General features: G+C 38.4%; 17 protein-coding genes. 2 read left to right on the top strand and 15 right to left on the bottom strand.

Annotated features, from left to right (window positions below; translation table 11 throughout):
* The first annotated feature begins 6 nt into the window (after nucleotides 1–6).
* A complete protein-coding gene (locus tag M0R79_RS09305) occupies nucleotides 7–594 on the top strand; it encodes a helix-turn-helix domain-containing protein (protein ID WP_310795404.1) in 588 nt (195 codons plus the stop codon).
* On the top strand, nucleotides 558–1,433 hold the full coding sequence (locus M0R79_RS09310; RefSeq protein WP_310795421.1) for an IS3 family transposase: 876 nt from the start codon (nucleotides 558–560) through the stop codon (nucleotides 1,431–1,433). The genes M0R79_RS09305 and M0R79_RS09310 overlap by 37 nt, the downstream gene beginning before the upstream one ends.
* A gap of 114 nt (nucleotides 1,434–1,547) precedes the next feature.
* On the opposite strand, the gene M0R79_RS07220 is transcribed toward M0R79_RS09310, so the two are convergent.
* The 15 genes from M0R79_RS07220 to M0R79_RS07290 all read right to left on the bottom strand — a co-directional run bounded on the left by M0R79_RS07220 (nucleotide 1,548) and on the right by M0R79_RS07290 (nucleotide 17,083).
* Nucleotides 1,548–2,504, bottom strand: coding sequence for a glutathione S-transferase family protein (locus M0R79_RS07220; protein WP_248415828.1), 957 nt, complete (start codon nucleotides 2,502–2,504; stop codon nucleotides 1,548–1,550).
* Nucleotides 2,505–2,558: 54 nt separating this feature from the next.
* On the bottom strand, nucleotides 2,559–3,992 hold the full coding sequence (locus M0R79_RS07225; RefSeq protein ID WP_248415827.1) for an FAD-dependent oxidoreductase: 1,434 nt from the start codon (nucleotides 3,990–3,992) through the stop codon (nucleotides 2,559–2,561).
* Between the two features lie 244 nt (nucleotides 3,993–4,236).
* Nucleotides 4,237–4,797, bottom strand: a complete 561-nt coding sequence (locus M0R79_RS07230; RefSeq protein WP_248415826.1) for an LOG family protein — start codon at nucleotides 4,795–4,797, stop codon at nucleotides 4,237–4,239.
* Nucleotides 4,794–5,111 carry a MazG nucleotide pyrophosphohydrolase domain-containing protein gene (locus M0R79_RS07235; protein ID WP_248415825.1) on the bottom strand — a complete coding sequence of 106 codons (318 nt, stop codon included), beginning with the start codon at nucleotides 5,109–5,111 and terminating at the stop codon, nucleotides 4,794–4,796. Before M0R79_RS07235 ends, M0R79_RS07230 begins: the two co-directional genes overlap by 4 nt.
* A 222-nt stretch (nucleotides 5,112–5,333) precedes the next feature.
* Complete coding sequence (locus M0R79_RS07240) at nucleotides 5,334–7,235, bottom strand: purple acid phosphatase family protein (protein ID WP_248415824.1); 1,902 nt, start codon at nucleotides 7,233–7,235, stop codon at nucleotides 5,334–5,336.
* A gap of 119 nt (nucleotides 7,236–7,354) precedes the next feature.
* Nucleotides 7,355–8,194, bottom strand: coding sequence for an MBL fold metallo-hydrolase (locus tag M0R79_RS07245; RefSeq protein ID WP_248415823.1), 840 nt, complete (start codon nucleotides 8,192–8,194; stop codon nucleotides 7,355–7,357).
* Between the two features lie 81 nt (nucleotides 8,195–8,275).
* On the bottom strand, nucleotides 8,276–8,686 hold the full coding sequence (locus M0R79_RS07250; protein WP_310795407.1) for a GNAT family N-acetyltransferase: 411 nt from the start codon (nucleotides 8,684–8,686) through the stop codon (nucleotides 8,276–8,278).
* 229 nt (nucleotides 8,687–8,915) lie between these two features.
* On the bottom strand, nucleotides 8,916–9,452 hold the full coding sequence (locus M0R79_RS07255) for a hypothetical protein (protein ID WP_248415822.1): 537 nt from the start codon (nucleotides 9,450–9,452) through the stop codon (nucleotides 8,916–8,918).
* Nucleotides 9,453–9,767: 315 nt separating this feature from the next.
* Nucleotides 9,768–10,742, bottom strand: a complete 975-nt coding sequence (locus M0R79_RS07260; RefSeq protein ID WP_248415821.1) for an NAD(P)-dependent oxidoreductase — start codon at nucleotides 10,740–10,742, stop codon at nucleotides 9,768–9,770.
* 89 nt (nucleotides 10,743–10,831) lie between these two features.
* Nucleotides 10,832–11,029 (bottom strand): GNAT family N-acetyltransferase, encoded by a 198-nt coding sequence (locus M0R79_RS07265; RefSeq protein WP_248415820.1) that lies wholly within the window; start codon nucleotides 11,027–11,029, stop codon nucleotides 10,832–10,834.
* Between the two features lie 31 nt (nucleotides 11,030–11,060).
* Nucleotides 11,061–12,671, bottom strand: a complete 1,611-nt coding sequence (abc-f, locus tag M0R79_RS07270; protein ID WP_248415819.1) for a ribosomal protection-like ABC-F family protein — start codon at nucleotides 12,669–12,671, stop codon at nucleotides 11,061–11,063.
* A gap of 220 nt (nucleotides 12,672–12,891) precedes the next feature.
* The gene (locus tag M0R79_RS07275) at nucleotides 12,892–13,233 is read right to left on the bottom strand and encodes a YkvA family protein (RefSeq protein ID WP_248415818.1); all 342 of its coding nucleotides are present in this window, start codon (nucleotides 13,231–13,233) and stop codon (nucleotides 12,892–12,894) included.
* Between the two features lie 151 nt (nucleotides 13,234–13,384).
* A complete protein-coding gene (locus tag M0R79_RS07280) occupies nucleotides 13,385–14,233 on the bottom strand; it encodes a MerR family transcriptional regulator (protein WP_248415817.1) in 849 nt (282 codons plus the stop codon).
* Nucleotides 14,234–14,424: 191 nt separating this feature from the next.
* Entirely contained in the window at nucleotides 14,425–15,939 is a 1,515-nt protein-coding gene (locus M0R79_RS07285) for an ABC transporter permease (RefSeq protein WP_259560435.1), read from the bottom strand.
* Nucleotides 15,940–16,096: 157 nt separating this feature from the next.
* Entirely contained in the window at nucleotides 16,097–17,083 is a 987-nt protein-coding gene (locus M0R79_RS07290; protein WP_248415815.1) for an extracellular solute-binding protein, read from the bottom strand.
* Between the last annotated feature and the right edge of the window lie 7 nt (nucleotides 17,084–17,090).

Genomic DNA, 17,090 nt, shown 5'->3' on the forward strand with positions numbered 1-17,090 from the left:
ATTTGTATGGCTAAATATAGTTTAGAATTTAAAATGAAAATTGTATCCGAATATCTTTCTGGAACCATCGGGATGAAGACGTTGACGAAGAAATATAAGATTAAATCCTCCCAAGAATTAAGAACCTGGGTGAACGCTTATAAAACTTTAGGAATAAAAGGGTTAATGCGCTCTCGAAAAAATAAGACATACAGTGTAAACTTTAAGTTAAAAGCAATCACTTTGTATGAAGCCAGTGAGAAATCCTATCAAGATGTGGCGAATGAATTGGGATTGAATAATCCTTCACTGATTCCTAGATGGCGTCAAGAGTATCATAACCACGGGATTGAAGGTCTTTCTCGCAAACCAGGGAGGCCACCAATGTCTAAGCAAGAACGAACGAGCAGAGAAAAACGAACTTCTTCTATTCCATTGAAGATAACGGATCTAGAGTGGGCAAATAAACGAATTGAAGAACTTGAGTATGAATTAAAGATGCAAACGATAAAAAATGAATACTTGGAAATGCTAAGGAGCTTGCGGCAACAGAAAGCAATGAAGACAAAGCAAGAATCATCCACAAGCTCCGACAACAAGAAAGATTTACTTTAGCTGAGATTCTTGCGGCGATTGATTTTCCTAAATCCACTTATATGTATTGGCAAGCTCATTGGAAAAAATCAGATCCAGACCAAAAAGTCAAAGATGCCATCTTGTTGATTCGTAAGAAACATCCGAATTACGGCTATCGTCGGATTCATGCGACCCTTGTTAACCAAGGGTGGCACATTAATAAAAAGAAAGTCCAACGTCTCTGTCAAGTATTAAAGATTCAGGTTAAAAACTTCGGACGTAAATATCGAAAATACAATAGTTACAAGGGAGTCCTAGGACGGATTGCTCCTAACCGGATGAATCGAAGATTTGAGACGTCCATCCCTAGACAAAAGATTACTACGGATACGACCGAATTCAAATATTATGAAGAAGATCATTCTGGTAAACTTCAAGTTAAGAAAATGTATTTAGATCCTTTTATGGATCTGTATAATCTAGAAATCATTAGTTTTAAAGTATCTTCTCAACCGAATCGGATCACGATGATTGAGGCGTTGAAAGAAGCTTTAGAAGCATCGAAAGAATGCGCCTATCGACGAACCTTCCACTCAGATCGTGGCTGGGCTTATCAAATGAAGGAATATCAGGCGTTACTAGTAGAACATCAAGTATTCCAAAGTATGTCGCGTAAAGGGAATTGTTATGATAATGCCCCGATCGAAAATTTCTTTAGTGTGATGAAACAGGAGATGTATTATGGGAAAATATATCGAAGTTACAAGGAATTAGAAACTGCAATCACAGATTACATTCAGTATTATAACGAAGAACGAATTAAAGAAAAATTGAATTGGCTAAGTCCTGTGGCATATAGAAAAGCGCAAGCGGCTTAACAATTTATCATTAAACCAAAAGAGAGACAAACACAAAATAGTGTTCATCTCTCTGGTCCAACTATTTGGGGTCACTCTAGATGACTTGCCCAGGATGGATGATTTATTTTACTTTTAAACAGTGTAATCCAAATCAGGACCCAGTGGCACGATTTGGTTAGGGTTAATGGTTGGATGGCTCATATAATAGTGACGCTTGATATGATCAAAATTCACCGTCTCGCTGACACCCGGATAATTATATAGACGCTTAGTATAGTTCCATAAGTTTGGATAATCCGTTAAATGTTTCAGATTACATTTGAAATGGCCAAAATAAACCGGTTCAAAACGAATTAAAGTAGTGAACAAACGCCAATCCGCTTCAGTAAGTGTATTTCCTACTAAATAATCTTGATCGATAAGCCGTTCTTCTAATTTATCTAGGGTGGTAAATAAGTTGCGAACTTCTGCTTCATAAACTTCTTGTTTAGTGGCAAATCCAGCCTTATAAACCCCATTATTCACATTGTGGTAGACTAACTCATTAATTTCATCAATTTCTTCACGCAATTCTTCTGGATAATAGTCGCCTTCTTTAGCTCCTAAGTCATCAAAGGCTGAGTTAAACATGCGAATGATATCTGCCGATTCATTGGAAACGATGCGATCTTGTTTCTTGTCGAATAAGACTGGCACAGTTACCCGTCCCGTATACTTAGGATCATCGTTTAAGTAAACTTGATATAAATAATCAAATTGATGTACTGTATCTGGAATCACGCCGTCCCCTTCTTCAAAGGTCCAGCCGTTTTCACCCATATAAGGATGAACCACCGATAGAGAAATAATATCTTCCAATCCCTTGATTTTCCGGAAAATTAAAGCTCGAGAAGCCCAAGGACAGGCATAAGATACGTATAGGTGATAGCGATCTTTCTCTGCTTTAAAGCCTCCTTCACCCGTTGGTCCCGGACTGCCATCCTTGGTAATCCAATTACGAAATTGAGTCTGAGTTCTGACAAAATGTCCTTTAGATTTCTTGGTATCGTACCATTTGTCTTGCCAAACACCCTCCACTAAAAGTCCCATTCAAATTCCTCCTAAATGTGTATGAATGACCTCAACCCGCCTACTTAATGTCGATTACTGTTCTGCCAACATCTTGCCAACAACATAACCTTGAGTGTAATTGTGACCTAAATTTAAACCACCGATGGATAAAGGATAATCGATTGATCCATAGAAGTTACCTGCTAGGTTACCAATCGCATAAACTCCTTCAATTGGTTGATCATGAACATCGAGGACCTGATTATGTTCATTAACCACAATACCGGAACAACCTTGAGTAAAGCGAACATGACGGTGGGTTCCATAATATGGTGGCGTATCAATGGCTGATAGATGTTCTGGAGCAACACCAAAGTCGACATCTTTACCTGCTTCAACTAATTCATTATACCGTTGGACGGTTTCCTTAAAGGTTTCGACATCAGTAATCTGTAATTTTTCAGCAAGTTCTTCTAAAGTATCGGCTTTAAAAGTAGCAATCTGATCAACTAGGACACCTTTCTTCTCGCCGGGTTCTTCAGGCATATAATTCTTCAGTTCAGCTTTATCTGGAATTTTCTTGGCCCAATTCTTCGCTTTTTCCAGATAGGCATCGTCGAAGATCTGCGCATAATGGCCACCTTCGGTTAAGGTATAACAGTTCATGTATTCCATCTTAACCTCTTCATTGACGAAACGAGTTCCATCTAGTTTCACGCGTAAGAATGGCAAGGACATCATTGCGCTCGGTCCAGAATCCATATCATGAACCATCTTGGTATGGCCCACATTTTCCATTCGACCACCGATACCGATTAACATTTTATGACCATCGCCGGTACGACCCGTCTTTTTCTTCTCAAAATGAGCCACATCTGGTAAATACTGCTGCATCATGGCTGGGTCATTCTGATAATCACCCGTACCTAAGATGACTCCCTTACTGGCATTAAATTGTTGATAGCCATCGACCGTTCGGGCAATCACGCCGGTTACTCGGTCTTGTTCTTTAATCAATCGGACAGCAGGTGCATTATAATAAATATCAACGCCTTGTCGCTGAGCCAGTTGACAAAGGGCAATCATGGCATCGCCAACATCATAAGGCTTAGGGCCGACAAGCAAGGTAACAAATTGTAAATCCAAGTCCTCTTCGTCAATCAAGCCTTGTTGCGGGCCATTACCTAGTTCATTCACATGAACGCCAGCTTCTTTCATCTTAGTATATAGCCATAACAAAGCTTTACCAGAATGTTTAACATAGGATTCAATCAGGCCACGTTTAGACCGATCGTCATTGTCAGCCATCATTCGTTTGACTAATTTTTGAACGGCAACGGGATCAGAATGATCTACATCGATTCCTGCACTAATGTGACCACAGGCAGAGGCATGGCGTTCCTTTTGAATAATGGCTACCTTTGCCCCACTTTCAGCAGCTACCAGGGCGGCTGGCACACCTGGTGACCCTGCTCCAATCACAACAATGTCATAATCATGGACTGCTTCAATTTTCTCTAAGACCATTGAAATATTCCTTCTTTCTGTTGAGTCCAAAAGCTGTGCTGATATTTCGAAATCTAAGCTTTACATCTCTATTTTATCATAGATTAGAATGTCTACAAGGAATATCACTTATGGCTGCACAGAAAAAGCTACAAAATATGCGTGATTCTGTGAGGTAAATCTAAAAATTTAATCCCCAATCCCAATTTGCTGTGAGTAATGAAAGATTAAAATATGTTATGAATAAATTATACAAATGTTTAATTCAATAGGTCCGAATTTTTGGCGGCCGATAATTAGAGATAAAATCTTCTATCCTCGATAGACTATTGTCAATCATAATCTGATCACGATCAGCTTGGTTCAAGAAACCTTCACTTACCATATGATTAAATAGATAACTTAAATGATTGTAATAACCAGCAATATTATAAAGAATACAAAGTTTATTATTCTGTCCTATCCGCGCCCATGAGATGACCTCAGATATTTCCTCTAAGGTTCCAGGACCTCCAGGCAAAGCAATAAAGGCATCAGCCAGATGGATCATTTTAAGCTTTCGCTCAGTCATATTTTCTACTAGAAATAAGTCGGTCAGCCGATTATGAGCGATTTCACGTTCTTTTAGGAATGACGGCATCACACCTATAGCCTGACCACCATCGTTTAATATGGTATCGGCCATCACCCCCATCAGACCAACATTCCCACCACCATAAATTAATGTGTGATTATTTTGAGCCATCCATTTGGCCAATTCCTGAGCTTTTTCTTGATAAACATGATGATTCCCTACGCTTGCTCCACAATATACGGTAATATTCATTGATCAAACCTTTTTTCTAGTTTATTTTTATGGGCAACCATAATGTCTTCTAAAGAAATTTGGTACTTATCAGCTAAAATAAAGATATTATCCAAGACATCCCCTAATTCTTCTTTGATATCGGCTAGATTCTCAACCTGTGAAGGGACTTCTTCATCAGGTCGGTCACGACCGATCTCATATTTACGAATGGCTTGGGCTAATTCGCCCACCTCTTCCGTCAAAAAATTACTCCGAATAAAAGGATTATATTGATACCAGTGGCGCTCCTGATAAAATTCACTGACCCAAGCTTGATAATTCTTAATATCCATTAATTCAATCACCTCTACTACTTTTCAGACAATGCAGAGAACACTGTCTGAACTATTGTAACATAAGAGCTTTTTTCATCTAGTATCTTGATGTTCAACTAAATTTTGCCATCTGAATATGTTTTTATTCATTAAAAAATCCCTATTCTATTCCTAACTTGTAACTAAATCGAGTTAAGAATATAAATAGGGATGTATAAATTCCGTAGGTAAATTTAAGATTTATTTTTCAATCACATAAGTATGAATTAAGTTGGTTTCACGATTATCTAAATCTTCACCAATCACTTCATACATTTTATACGTAATCTTATCGGCAGTTACGTCAACCACTGCATAGTGTTGGATATTTCCTTCACGGGCATTGGAGTGGCCATCAGTATAGAATGGTGAACGGAATGGTTGATCTTCAGTAACAAATAATTCGCGGAAGGCTTTGATATCATCTTCAGTGACTTCGTAATCCATTAATTCAGCGAAAGTCTCATGAATATCTTCATTCTCTTTCAACCATTCAAAGGATTGATTCTTATAAATCGCATCATAGTTCTTCGTTCCGGCTGTGTCAGGTACGATATTAATTGTTCCTTCCGGAGAGCTATAAGTTGTTACATTATCCTTGGTAACCCCTTCAGTAGCTACACTAGCTTTAACGAAACTCTTCTCATCGTATTTCAATGCATGGGTGGCTGTAACATTATGGTCATGACCATTTAAGACTAAATCGACATCATATTGGTCTAAGATAGCCATTAACTCATCGCGAACTAATTGAACTTTCTCATCTTCTAAAGAGTGATAAGAAGCTGATACCAGCGGACGGTGATAATTAACAATAATCCAATTAATTTCACCCTTATCTCGTGCTTCTTGAGCTGCCTTAAGTTCTTCTTCGAACCAAGTCATTTGTTCCTCAGAAATCATTGGTGATGCATCTTCTTCTGACTCCATATCATTTTCTGTATTGAGGGTAATGAATTGAACACCATTATAACGTGTTGAATAAGCCACACCAGATTTCATGTCTTCAATTTCATTGGGGGTATGAATATGTTGTTGGAAATCTTCATTGTCATGGTTACCTGTTACGAATAGATGAGGCATAGTTTGATTTAATTCACTTAAAGCGGTTAAGGTCAAATTCCACTCAGTATCATTGTAATCATCATTTACTACGTCACCCGTATGGATAGCAAAGCTGGCTCCCTTAGCCTCTTCATTAGCTAAAATTGAATCCATGGTAGATTTAGAGTAATCTGCCTCTGAACGTTGATTTTGAGAAGCAAACGCATTTTGTGTGTCGGTATAGTGGACGAAAGTAAAATCTTTAGCTTCAGCTTGGGCAGTAGTAAAGCTAGCTTCTTCTGACAATTCACCTTCTTTGTTGCCTACAGCATAATGATAAACCGTTGCTGGTTTTAAATCTTCTGCCACTGCTTTATAAGCTGTTTCATTAAATTTAGCATAAGGCACTGGCACGGAATATTCTTCATAGCCTTTATCCAACCATAATAAATTATCCTTGCTAAAAGCTTCATCGGTGAAGTAACCTAAAACTTTATCAGCTTGATCAAGGGGTTGAAATGGATCATCAAGATCGGTTAAAGGTTCATCTTCCTCTTCGTCCCACATAATCGCATAGACGAAATGTCCATCATCGGTTTGTTGTACATAATAAGCATCTTCAATCACTGAGATCTCTGGCGTTATTTCGACCGCCTCATCAATACTTTGACCCTCTTCCCAAAGATACAAACGTGCTTCTTTGTCTTCATCCGTCGTATGCCATTGGAAATACATTGAGGTCGCTGGATCTTCACTTAGATTCGTGGTGATACGATTCGGCTTGTTATTAACAGGCGCCTCGGTCTTAGCAGGATTCTCCTCAAGAACTTCAGCTTTCTCGCCACCGATGGTAACAGAAATGACCTTGCCTTGATCATCCTTCTCAATGCCATCATTCTCTGAGAAGGCTTCAGGCGTTAATTTTGGATCCTTAGCCTTTTCCTCATTATGGGCTAAAGTTTCCTCAGCTACTGATTGAGCAAACACCGGAACACTAACACCAGCTAATAAATTCGATACCAATACAGTCGTTAATACCGCTTTCTTTAAAGATTTCATCGACTTCTCCTTTACAAAGATATTGTAAACTCAGTTACAATGTTCAGTATAACTGAGCAGTGTAAATCTTCTGTAAAGGTTCAGTAAAGATTGAGTAAATTCCAAAATGTCTTTCAACATTAAAAATCAAAACTCGTTCGTGGGAGTTGAACTAAGGTATTGATGCCATGGTCTTCACAATATTGAACTAATTCGAAAAGAACCTGATCGGTATGCTCGGCAAGCTGAGGCATTGCTTTAGTCGGCTTAGCCAAGGATACAAAAAAATTATCCCAATGAATGGGAATCACTAAATTGGCTTGAGTCTGACCTATGGTTTGATCAAAATAAGTCTCTTTTTCCTCGGGCTTCATCTTGGTAATTCCGGCTAATGCCAAGAACAAGAGGTCAGCAGTCCAGCCTTTTAGATTTCCTTCTATATAATTACAGCTTGGATGGATTAAATACGACTTCTTACCATGTTGAATATAAAAATCAAACGAGCCACCTTCTTTATAGGCCCGAACCCGATTAGGTTGGCTCAGCGGTTCTTCGATTTCTTGACCTAAATCATCATTAAATGGATTGGGGTTGGAATGAATCGAGGGAATAATGCGAATCTGATAATCCCCTATTAGACAAGCTTGATCAGCCTGGAAAGTCTCTAATTGGCTGTCAGCAAGGCCCGCGCCACGCCCTACGTTAATTGTTGAAGGACTGCCGTATAACTTTGCCCCGGTTATTTGAGCCAGATAAGGCGCATCAAGTACATGGTCGTAATGTGAATGAGATACAAAGATTGCTTTCAAACGACTGAAATCATGCTTTTCCATCATCTCTTGAATGATTTCATGATCAACTTTCAACTTGGTAAACAGGGCTTGACCAATCGATGGACGGCTAAAATGGGCATCAAATAGAATCTGATCCCTACCATCATCAAACAACAAAGTAGTCGTGCCAAAACTGGTAATCTTCAACGAGTTCACCCCTTTCCTGGTTATTCTTGATCGTTATCACTTTAAGTTATTATATATCTCGGCGGAGATAAATCATGTCTTTTAATAGTTGGCCCGCTTCAATAATTGGCTGGTCATAATTTTCAATGAAAAAGTTCTTAAGACGATGATGAGGGCTGAAACCACATTTTGATAGAAAGGGAGCGTTAGAGGACTTTCCCCAGTTCCGACTTGTAGAATTGAATAGGTCTGCCCATATTCTTCGACGACAAATTCAATCATTGCCTTACCATATCCTCGCCCTTGAAAAGGAGTATCGACGGCCAAGTTTTTAATTTCTAAAATCTCTTCGCATTCATCAGTTAAAACACATACTGCTCTTAGATCTGGATCTTCGAGAACATAAAGCTGTCCCCGATCAAGATAACGATCAATCATGCTCTCTTGCTCGTCCGCCAATAGTAAAAGTGGCAAATAATCTCGTTTCCGATGCTTAATTTCTCTAATAATCATACAATCCCCATCTACAATCTCAATAATTTCCCTTCTCTGACTGATACCCACTGTTTTAGACTCTTCTAAGCGTGATTAAAATCTAAAAAGTGACACGGTTGATATGGATAGATGTTCCGATAATAAATATTTTTGTTTCACTTTTTGTATCGTTACAACAATATTTATGATAATTAATAGAATACTGAAATTAATCAAGATACTTGTAAATTTTCATGATAAATCAACATCACGAATCACGATCAGACTGCAAGGTCAGCAAGATCTGATCCTTGACCTCTTTTGTCGAAATTACCAACACAATGGCAAAAATCAAGTCTAGTAAAACAGTGATAAGATGAAAATAAAAAACGGCATGATCAACTAAGATTGAAACGATTTTTATCAAAATAAATAGAGCGTAAAGACTCAGATTGCCGAAATAAATCTTGGTCAGCTTTGATGAGATATTGACTTCGGTTCGATGTTTCCAAAAAATATATCCATTGATCAAATTCTGAATCATCGAAAGCGGGGTTAAAATCAGGATGGGAAGGGTCAAAACTAAAATAATAATAAATCCAAATCGATATTCATCCTCGCTAGAAAGACTCTGGCTCATTTCTAACACAAAGAAAATAGGGAGTAAAGAAGCTGCAATTAGAAGAAGACTAGCTGGCAAGAGTAGAAATCTATGTTGCCAAACTTGGTCTTTTCGCAATTGCTTAAAAAATATAAAAATACTTAAGCCAAGAAAGGCAAGGCAGATAATAATAATTGTAAACATATCGGAGTCTCCTTCATCGGGATAATTTTCTTAATTATGCCATGAGTATTTTAGATTTTCTATTTATTAGCCTATTTAGCACCTTTATTTTTTCCGCGAGTAGACAACACCTGAAACTGCCTGCTTCATTCCTCTAAATAAAAGAACAGCATACGAGAAAAGATAATGTTTGAGATGAAACAATATTTAGACACCGTCAAAGCAAACACACAATCCCTCCTTGAATGTCTAGCGTAATAGAAAAATTGGCCACAAAAAACTCCCATCCTCACTTGTTTTCGTCTTTTGGAAATCGACCGGAGGATGAGAATATTTTTAGTCTACTTGATAAGTCAGTGCTTGGCCTTTCAGCCCTTTGACCGCTTCACTGGCTGCAATTTTAGCCATTTCGGTTCGAGCCTCATAGGTATCGTTACCAATATGTGGCGTCATCACAACTTTCTGGGTCGCTAATAAATCTTGATTTATCTTTGGCTCTTCTTCGTGGACATCAATTCCAGCGCCAGCAATCCAACTTTGCTTCAACGCCTCGACTAAGACTGCTTCATCAACAATTCCGCCACGAGCCGTGTTGATTAAATAGGCCTCTTCTTTCATCAGTTTAAGTTCTTCTTCACCGATAAAATGATGATTATCTGGCGTGTAGTTCATTTGCAGAATGACGTAATCGGCCAAGCTCAAACCTTGTTCGAAGTCAATATATTGAGCGCCGGTCTCTTTTTCCGCCGCTACAAAATTTGAACGGTCTTTAAGATCATAGTAATACAAGTCCATATGGAAGGCTTTGGCCATCCGGGCAATTTCCTGACCGATATTGCCGAAGCCAACAATCAAGAGTTTCTTATAAGCTACTTGATGGCCGCCTAAGAAGCCCATCACTTGCCAACCGGGAAAATCATTGGATTGGACCATTTCCTGTGTTTGCAGAATATTACGTGATAAGGCTAAGACGAGACCTAGGGCCAACTCGGCTGTTGAAGCAACAGAATCTCGGCTCGGTGTATTAGTTAACACAACCTGATGTTGTTTGGCAGCTTCGAAATCAATATTATTGACGCCCGCACCCACGTTGGCAATGATTTCTAATTGGGGACTGGCTTCAATGATTTCAGCTGTTATCTGAACATTCACTCCAGAAATAATCGCTTGAGCTTGCTTGCTTTTCTCTATAATCTCTTTGGAGGATGGTGTCGTCAGTTCACCATGCATTTCTAAAGTGAAACCTGCTTCTTCAATAATTGACACCGCTTCTTGAGGTAATTTAACCGCTGAATAAATTTTCTTAGTCAATGACTTCATTCCTTTCTTTGGACGACGATTGTAAGAAATCTTTGCACATTGTTCATTGCTATCGAGCTATTTCCCGAAGTAATCACGCTTTAAATCGAAACTGAAATAATATACATTCCCTGACCTTGGTAACGATCAAATGTTGGCTGATACACTAAACCTAAACTTTCGGCAGTTCGGCGAGATGGAAGATTGTCTTCCTTAGTCAACACCATCAAGGGATAAGGAATCTTTAACACGTTCTTTACATGATGAATAATCATTCGTTGGCTAGCTATCTCTGCCATAAGCTGTCCTCTTCCTTCTGCCAAAAGAATATTAATTACGGTTGTGTTTTTGATTTAATAAATCAAGATATTCTTCTTCTAGACGAGCTTTCTCCTCGGTCGGTAAATCCTGAGAAAGTAGGCTATTTAGTTGAGTTAATCTGAAATCGATCAACATTTGCTGATCACTTTTTGCTTGTTTCTTAGTCAGCTGATCTTGTTGATAGTCTTGTAAATTTCCCGCGAAAGTTTCTATTTGCTGATGCTTAATCAGAAATAATTTATTCGCCAAATGATTGATGAATGAAACATCATGACTCACAAAAATAAGTGGACGATCCATATGCAATAAGAGTTCTTCCAAGACTTCAATAGCCTGAATATCCAAATAGTTGGTCGGTTCATCCAACATCAGCAGGTTTGCTTTTGAGGTGATTAATTTTGCGAGTTTGACTTTAGCTTGCTCACCGTCACTGAGAACTGCCACCCTTTTATAAATACTATCGCCTGTGAATCCTAAACGAGCCAAGACAATCCGAGTCAAAGTCTCATCAAAGATCGAACTGGTCAAAATGTTCTCTAAAATGCTGGACTCTAAATCCAGATTTTCTTCCATTTGACTATAATAACCAATCTGCAACCGAGGATGGGTCTGGACTTGCTCTCTTGATAATATCATCTTTAACAACGTGGTTTTGCCCGAACCATTCGGACCGATTAATGCAATTCGATCCCCGCGTTCAATGGTAAATTTAGCCTGTCGAAAAATTTTCTTATCCTGATATGATTTGTTCAGCGATTCAGCCGAAACCAAAACCTTAGCCCGAATAGCTTCTCCCTCAGGCAACGAAAGTCTAATCACGCTATCTTCTTTGGGTTTCGCTTTAACGTCAAGTTGTTGCATCCGAGTTTCAATGGCTTTGACTTTATTATCTAACTTTTTCTTAACGGATTGACCCCCCATTTTATGCAGACGCGCTTCAGAATTCCCCATTCTCTTGGGTGTTCTTCGCACGGCAGCCGATTGTTGGCGGACCTGCTGAGCTAACTTCTTTAAACGTTGCTTCTCTTTGACAAATTGCTGGTATTCACGTTGAGCAAACTTCTCGCGCTTAATCTTCTCGTCCAAATAGAATTCATAATTGCCATTATAAATTTCAATACTTCCCTGGCTCAATTCAAATATTTTATTACAATTTTGATTGATAAAATTCCGATCGTGAGAAATAGCTAGAAATCCCATAGTTCTCGCTTGCAATCGCTGGCTCAATAAATCCTTTTGTTCGAGATCTAAATGAGAAGTAGGCTCATCTAATAACAAGAAAGAATCAGGATGGTCTAAGACTTGAGCCAATCGTTGGCTTTGGACCTGTCCTGGACTGCCCTGCTTTAGTAAATCCGTTTGTTCGATAGAAGTATCCTGATCTTGCCCAGACTCTACGCCAAGCTGATCATCGCTGAAAAGATAGCTTAGGGACATTTGAATATCAATCTGTCCGCTATATTCTTGATCTAAGCCGGCCAATATTCTGAGTAAAGTCGATTTACCTACACCATTCTGGCCAATTAAGCCTATTTTATCAGTCGCTTCAATCGATAGGGCTTCTACATGAAGTAGATTACGAACGCCAATAGTTTTATTCAATTGTTGTATGTTTATCATAAATCCTCCTTTAGTTGAGAGGACTTATCCTCTCATTAACTGGGTAATAGACAACATACTGTGTTCATTGCACTGTACCTCCTGTATCTTAGTAATCATATTTTACCATTGAAGCCAGTATTTCCAAAGTAATGCCCTTTATCAAGTCAAAAACCCTCAAACTGGTTCTTAAACCAATTTTGAGGGTATCTTAGGTATTTTAAGTTTGAATCATCTTAAATTAATTTTGAAACAAAAGATACCAGCAAACCGCCAATACTAGCCAAATAAAAAGAATCGGTAAAGCAAAGAGCCATTTGTTCTTCTTGGGTGAAGCATAAACTTCTTTAGCTTGTTGGCGTTTCTCAGCTAAGGTGTCTTTGGGGATAAAATAAACCGTTAAAGCAATCAAGATGGGTAAAATGATTAAGTCATCAAGATAACCTAAGACAGGGATGAAATCAGGAATTAAATCAATCGGTGATAAAGCATAAGCGACTGTGATTCCGGCAATAAATTTAGACAACAGTGATACTTGCGGACTCTTCAAACACAAATATAAGGCTGGAATATCCGTCTTCAACTGTTAAGCTCGCTCCGTTAATCGAATCGCAATCACCTTCTTCATCAGCAATATTGGCTCATTCAGTAACTTTCCAATCCAATAGTTGGTTCTTATCTTTTCAATCGGTATAATTTTGCTGATTATCAAATATGCCGATCTTTGGAGATGACTATGAATGTATTTCCTCATCCATTAACTGACTTGCTTTGATCAGCTTATGATAATAAGCATCATATTGGGGACTAAATTCGCGGATCATTGGAATAGCAATCTCATAGTACTTATGGTCTAACATAAATTGCTTGATTTTGTCTTTGATAGATTTCAAAGGACTGGTCAAATAATCTTGACTCTGTAAGAAAGCTTGATAGGTGTCGACTTCCTCCTTATGTTCAGCCAACCATTGTTCAGGTTGTTCAATGGCTACTTGTTTATCCGCTTGAATTGCGGCTAAGACTTGATAATCGAAGTTCGCCGTCACTTGTTCAATATAAGATATTTCAAGGTCAGAAAAATCAATATCCGGCAGCGAATCTAAATAGGCAACATAGCGATTAAATGACGACGCTTTATCCTCAACTAGCTCATCAGTGAAGAATGGTTGATAAGCTGCGAAGAAAGCTTGGCCAAAGTAACCTGGAAAGATGCGGGTTAATCGCTGGTAAATACTTTCGCTTTTTTCTAAAAGGGCTAATTCTTGCTCAATCTCCTCAACAGCTTGTCCATCAATCAATTGGCTAAGTAGCTCATTTCGTCTTTGATCCACTTCTACTTGGTGCTGTTGTCGACGCAAAATGGAGGCTCGATTTTCTGTCCCAGTCAATATCGTCTGAATATCTTTTAAACTTAATCCTAATTTGCGGTAAAGACTGATCTTTTTTAATTGCTGGATGTCCTGAGTTGAATAATCTCGATAGCCATTGGCATCTTTAGTAGGTTGAATTAAACCTTTTTCTTCATAGTATTCAATAGCTTTCCGAGTCAAACTGGTAGCTTCTTGAACTTGACTTCTTAACATCTTCCTCTCCCCCTTCACAAGCACTATATCACCGCCCCTAAGGGACAGGTCAAGTACACTATTAATTTTTATGAAAAGGTACCTGCTTAAACTATAATTCCAAACAAAATATCTCCATTGAATGATTATTCAGAAATATCTGTGAGTGGTTTTTGGAAATGGGAATATGGTGTTTGAAATGAGATTTGTCTCTATTCGCCCTTTAAACGATGAATGAGTTGATAGAGAACCAATAAAATCAATATTGTAAGTACAACCGTAATCGTCGCCATAGCCATGCCAATCGAGACTGATCCTTGTTCAAATTCACGCATGATAAATGTTGAAATCACATATTGTCCTGGCGGCGAGACCATGCTCGAACCGACAAGCTCTCTTAATCCAATAATAAAGGACATCATCCAGGCCAAGATAATTGACCTCGCTAAAAGTGGTAAGTGGATCTTAATAAATATTTGAAGGGTAGATGCTCCATATATTTTACCCGCTTCAACAATATTTTCTCCAATTTGGTTATAAGCTGAATTGACATAATTTATCGTGTAAGGAATAAACAGAGCGACATAGGTTATCAATAACATCCCCATAGTATTGTAGATTGGCAAAGTTTGGTATACCGTATTCCAAAATATCATTAAGCCCAAGACAATTACAATTCCTGGCAACATTTGTGGAATCAAGGCTATAAATTCTAAAATGTAGTCCATCTTTTTCTCTTTTTTCCGAATGACTGTAACGAGAAAAGTTCCGATAAGCACACAGAGGCAAGCAGATACCGTGGCTAGCACAAAAGAATTTCCTAAAGCATTCAAAGCTCTCTGATTATCAGTAAATAGATGGATATAATGATCCATGGTAAAATTTCCAGATTGTAAACCTCGGCCCCGTCTTTTAATCAACGAGGTCATAATTACTGAAAAATAAGGGATACCTATACTAACTAGAAAAATAATAAGGAGATAAATCCAAGAAAATAACTTTTTAATCAAAGAAAGCTTCATGGTTCCCGTTCGATTGGACCGCGATCCAACCAAATTATATTGACTCTTATGGGTAATCTTGGATTGAACCCACCACACCAAAAAACAAATCACCATCAGTAAGATTGATAAAATCGAGGCATTCTCAAAACTTACTGGAGCGACGGTCGCATTGCGATGAATCGATGTTGTAAAAACTTCAAAACCAAAACGAGCTCCGATTGTCGCGGGAGCACCATACTCCGAAATTGTCCGTACAAAAATCAATAAAGCTGCGATAGCATAATTTCCTCGAATTAAGGGGAATAAAATCTTCTTGATTCTTTGATGAAGTGGCGCCCCAAAAACAGCCGCACTTTCTTCTAAACTATTAGGAACATTACTTAAAGCCTCGCGCATCATATTTACCATAAATGGAAAATTAGAAAAGGTCATCACAATAACCAAACCCGCCAACGAGAAAAACCATCGGTGGCTCCCGGTAATTTGTGGAACTAGCTGTTGCAGCAATCCCCTTTTCTGCATGAAAAGAATCCAGCCCATCGAAGCGATATATGGTGGCGTCATAAAAGGTACCATAAGAATGATATCAAGCCAACGATGTTTACTAAATTCAGTTTTAGCTAATAAGAATGCGATAGGAAAGGCTAAAATCGTACTTACGATCACCACCAGAAAACCTAAAAGAAGTGAATTTGCAATGGTATTTACATTCTCAGAATCCAATAATACGGTAAATGATTGTGTCAGATTCAATTGCCCATTTGAATAGACTGCCCGTGATAAAAGTATCAAAATCGGCCCGAGAATAAGTATAAAGAATAAGATTCCCAATCCTATTCTGAGAAAGGGAATCTTTTGATTTCTCTGCATGGAATAGAAACTATTGAACGATTTCGTTCATATGGGCAGCATCTTCATCCGCGTGTTCCATCATTTTCTCCCAATTAATTTCTAATTGTGGAATATCTTGTAAAGCGGCACGATTCGTTACTTCGATGTCAGATCGTCCTGGTAATAGATAAGCATCAACAACAAGTTCTTGTGCTTTATCTGAGAATAAAAACTCAATAAATTGTTGAGCTAATTCAGGATTTGGAGCTTCTTTCATAATCATCGCAGGACGAGGATTAACAATGGTTCCACCTTTAGGGTAGTAGATTTGTAATGGTTCTCCATCTGCAATCGATTTATAAGCATTATAGTCAACGCCAGCGATTAAGGCACCTACTTCACCCACGGTTACTGATTCCAAGGCAGCTTTATTGGCTCCAGGAATGACTAAACCATTAGCAGCAATCGCTTCAAATGTATCCCAACCATTATTTTCAACATAGGCGGCTAAGAAATCTTTAGCTGATCCAGATTTTTCAGCATCAGGGAAAGCCACATTATCTTTATATTCTTCTTTGGCAAAGTCGGCCCAATCCGCATCGAGTTCTGGATATTGATCAGTGTTATAAATGACCCCCATGGCAGAAGCAGAATAACCAAATAAAGTTGAATCATTATCAACCCATCCTTCGACAATATTTTCCGCTTTTAGATCATAATTGGCAATTTTATCTTCAGCTTTCATTCGGAGTCCATCAGTCCAAGAAGCAAGAATTACCACATCAGCTACTGGATTAGCGGCTTCTGCATCAAGACGAGCTGTTATTTCTCCAGTGGTTCCTTGGAAGAGCTCAACATCGATACCAGTTTCTTCGGTAAAGGCTTGAGCAATTTTCTCAGCAAGTCCCGCCGGTGATGGCATATAGACCGTAATTTTACCTTTGTCTTGAGCAGCAACAGTATTTTTTGTTAATAAATTGGAGATTGGAAGAACGATTAATAAAAATGCCAAAATAAATTTGAATAATTTTTTCATGGTTAAC

It is taken from the genome of Ignavigranum ruoffiae, from assembly GCF_023195815.2.
GTDB classification, from domain to species: Bacteria; Bacillota; Bacilli; order Lactobacillales; family Aerococcaceae; genus Ignavigranum; species Ignavigranum ruoffiae.